General features: G+C 31.4%; 4 protein-coding genes. 1 reads left to right on the top strand and 3 read right to left on the bottom strand.

The window, feature by feature from the left end; genetic code table 11:
- Window positions 1–68 precede the first annotated feature (68 nt).
- The 3 genes from DIU01_RS00495 to DIU01_RS00485 are packed head-to-tail and all read right to left on the bottom strand — an operon-like array spanning window position 69 to window position 1,914.
- Entirely contained in the window at window positions 69–1,385 is a 1,317-nt protein-coding gene (locus DIU01_RS00495) for a hydroxymethylglutaryl-CoA reductase, degradative (protein WP_290831309.1), read from the bottom strand.
- 9 nt (window positions 1,386–1,394) lie between these two features.
- Complete coding sequence (locus DIU01_RS00490) at window positions 1,395–1,673, bottom strand: type II toxin-antitoxin system RelE/ParE family toxin (RefSeq protein WP_290831308.1); 279 nt, start codon at window positions 1,671–1,673, stop codon at window positions 1,395–1,397.
- Entirely contained in the window at window positions 1,663–1,914 is a 252-nt protein-coding gene (locus DIU01_RS00485; protein WP_290831307.1) for a hypothetical protein, read from the bottom strand. Before DIU01_RS00485 ends, DIU01_RS00490 begins: the two co-directional genes overlap by 11 nt.
- Window positions 1,915–2,110: 196 nt before the next feature.
- On the opposite strand from DIU01_RS00485, the gene DIU01_RS00480 reads away from it, so the two are divergent.
- Window positions 2,111–3,219 (top strand): DPP IV N-terminal domain-containing protein (locus tag DIU01_RS00480; protein WP_290831306.1); only part of this gene is annotated, 1,109 nt, incomplete at its 3' end.

The raw sequence follows: 3,219 nt of genomic DNA, 5'->3' as shown, positions 1-3,219 counted from the left end.
TTGAACTGAGCTTCGCCTGAGTCTCGTGGGCTCGGAGATGTGTATAAGAGACATCCATTCGTTTCTAATTATTTTCTTAAATTTTCAATAAACGATACAACCGAAGCATGAGAAATGGTGTTATTTTCAAAATGTTTTCTAATAGTTTTTCGTTCTTCATCTGTTGTTTCAAACTGATTTAGAATATTATTGATGTGCATTTTCATGTGACCTTCTTGAATTCCGGTGGTTGTTAACGAACGTAAAGCCGCGAAGTTTTGTGCCAAACCAGTAACGGCTACAATTTGCATTAATTGGTGCGAACTTGGTTTTCCTAGAATTTGTAAAGCCATTTTCACTAACGGATGAAGCGATGTTAATCCGCCAACGGTTCCAAGTGCAAGAGGCATTTCCATCCAAAAAGTAAAGATGCCGTTTTCAATTTTGGCGTGTGATAAACTTGAATATTTTCCAGATCGAGATGCGTAAGCGTGAACTCCAGCTTCTACCGCGCGAAAATCATTTCCTGTGGCTAGAACTACAGCGTCGACGCCATTCATAATTCCTTTGTTATGTGTTACTGCGCGAAAAGGTTCTATCTCGGCAATTTTTACAGCTTGAACAAATTTCTCTGCAAACTCTTGCGGATTAGTTATATTTTTTTCTGCCAATTCTTCTACTTTGCAAGAAACTTCGGCGCGAACGATGCAATTGGGAACATAATTAGATAGAATACTCATCACTACTTGAATGTCTTTTTCATCATCTGAAAAATCTGAAAAATTTTGCGCTTCTTGTTTTAATGTTTTGGCAAATTGTTCTAAACACGAGTTTATAAAATTGGCACCCATGGAATCTTTCGTTTCAAAAGTAGCATGAAGCTGATAGTAATTTTCTAATTCGTTAGTTTTATTTCGAAGTTCAATATCCAAAATTCCGCCACCACGTTTTTGCATGTTTTTAGTAATGCTATCGGTTTCTGAGTAGAATTTCGATTTTGTTTGCTTGAAGAATTGTTCCAACTTAGCAACATCACCTTTGTATAAAAAGTGAACCTGACCAATTTTTTCTGAATTCAAAACGGTTGCTTTAAATCCGCCACGAGTTGACCAGAATTTAGCCGATTTTGCAGCAGCAGCAACAACCGAACTTTCTTCAATCACCATTGGAACCGAATGATAGTTTCCGTTGATGAGAAAATTTGGAGCAATTCCCATTGGTAAATAGAAATTGGTTATGGTGTTTTCAATAAATTCGTCGTGTAATTTTTGAAGACTTTCATCGCTGTTCCAATATTGTTTTATGGTTGCAATGGCATCGGTTGGGTTAGTAAAATATTCAGTAGCAATCCAATTAATTTTTTCTTCTTTGGATAATTTGGAAAATCCAGCAATAGCGTTGTTCATTAATATAAATTAATAAGTATTTTTATTTTTTATAATTCCTAGTATTATTACATAGCCATCTTCATGAACTTTACAAGTAATAGTGTATCCTTTAAAAACGTAATCTCTATAAATTATTTCATCGAAATAGATTGATTTTTTATAATTGTAAGGAGATTTTAAATCTTTTTTAATTGATGTAATTAAATTTTTTTTAAATTTTCTTGCAGCCAAAGGTTTATCAGTGGCGATAAAATCTACAATTTCATTAAGTAAAAAATAAAATTCTTCAGTAAACTTAATGCTCATGTTTTGAAATTGTTTTCTCTAACATAGCATCAAGTTCGTCGATATCATATAGTTTACTTTCTCCAGATCTAAGTCTTTCAAGAGATAGTTGCAATCTTTGTTGATGTTCTTTAAAACTTTTAGTTGCTTCAAATGAAGTTTCATCTTCAATAATTTTCAAGTCATTTTTTGAAAATGAGTTTAAAAATTCAAGAAGTTTTTCTTTTACTTTTGGCTGAAATTCTATGTGTAACGATTCCATATAAATAAAGATTTGAATACAAATTTAGTGATTTATAAAATAGGTTGCTTTTTTTTTGAAAATTTAATTGATGGATGAACTTTTGAAATTTTTGTTGAATAGTTTTTATCAGTTAAAACTGCATTTAACATAAAAATAAGTCATTATTTCCAAAAAATTCACTAAAATTGGACTCGTTTTATAATCAATCAAAAATATGATGTCAAAAAAATTACTAGCGCTATTTATTTTAACTAGTTTTTCTGTTATTGCTCAGCAAAAAATCTCCGTTGAAGAAATATATACAGGCGCTTTTCGTACCAAAGGAATGGATGCATTACAGTCCATGAAAATTACAAATCAATACACAGTTCTTAACTCAGATAGAACTTCAAGAACACAGCAAATCGATCTTTACGACTTTGCAACTCTAAAAAAAGTTTCGACTTTAATCGACACAAAATCCTACAAAGATTTATCAGAAGGAATTGATAGTTACACTTTTAGTAACGACGAAAAGCAAATTTTAATTGCAAATAACACTTCTCCAATTTTCCGTCATTCGTTTACAGCTACCTATTATTTATACAATCTTGCTACTAAAGAATTGACTAAAGTTTTAGAAAATGTACAAGAGCCAACGTTTTCTCCAGACGGAACTAAAATTGGTTATGCTAAAGAAAACGATTTGTTTATCTATGATATTGCATCAAAAGCAATCACTCAAGTAACTAATGACGGAAAGAAAAATGAAATAATCAACGGAATTACGGATTGGGTTTACGAAGAAGAATTTGCCTTTGTAAGAGCTTTCGATTGGAGTTCCGATAGCAAAAAATTAGCTTTCATTAGATTTGACGAAAGTAAAGTACCACAATTTTCTATGGATATGTATCAAAAAGATTTGTATCCAACATCACAAACATTTAAATATCCAAAAGCTGGAGAAAAAAATTCTGAAGTTTCATTACATATTTTTGAAGTAGGAAGTAAATCAGCGAAGAAAATCAATTTAGGAAACTATTCTGATTTTTATATTGCAAGAATGAAATGGACTAATGATGCCAATGTACTTTCTGCTCAAGTTTTGAACCGTCATCAGGATAATTTAGATTTGATTTTTGTTGATGGAACTACAGGAACTGCAAAAGTGGTTTTGAACGAAAAAGACAAAGCCTATGTTGATGTAACCGATAATTTGACCTTTTTAAAAGACAATAGTTTTATTTGGACTTCAGAAAAAGATGGTTTCAATCATATTTATTTATACGACAAAACTGGAAAATTAAAAAACCAAGTGACCAAAGGAAAATGGGAAGTTACAAG

This window comes from Flavobacterium sp., from assembly GCF_003525665.1.
GTDB lineage: Bacteria > Bacteroidota > Bacteroidia > Flavobacteriales > Flavobacteriaceae > Flavobacterium.
This window is presented reverse-complemented; position numbering and strand designations above follow the sequence as displayed.

Coding starts and splice junctions, on each gene's coding strand:
- DIU01_RS00485 (WP_290831307.1), bottom strand. CDS start 1,914: ATGGAATCGTTACACATAGAATTTCAGCCAAAAGTAAAAGAAAAACTT.
- DIU01_RS00490 (WP_290831308.1), bottom strand. CDS start 1,673: ATGAGCATTAAGTTTACTGAAGAATTTTATTTTTTACTTAATGAAATT.
- DIU01_RS00495 (WP_290831309.1), bottom strand. CDS start 1,385: ATGAACAACGCTATTGCTGGATTTTCCAAATTATCCAAAGAAGAAAAA.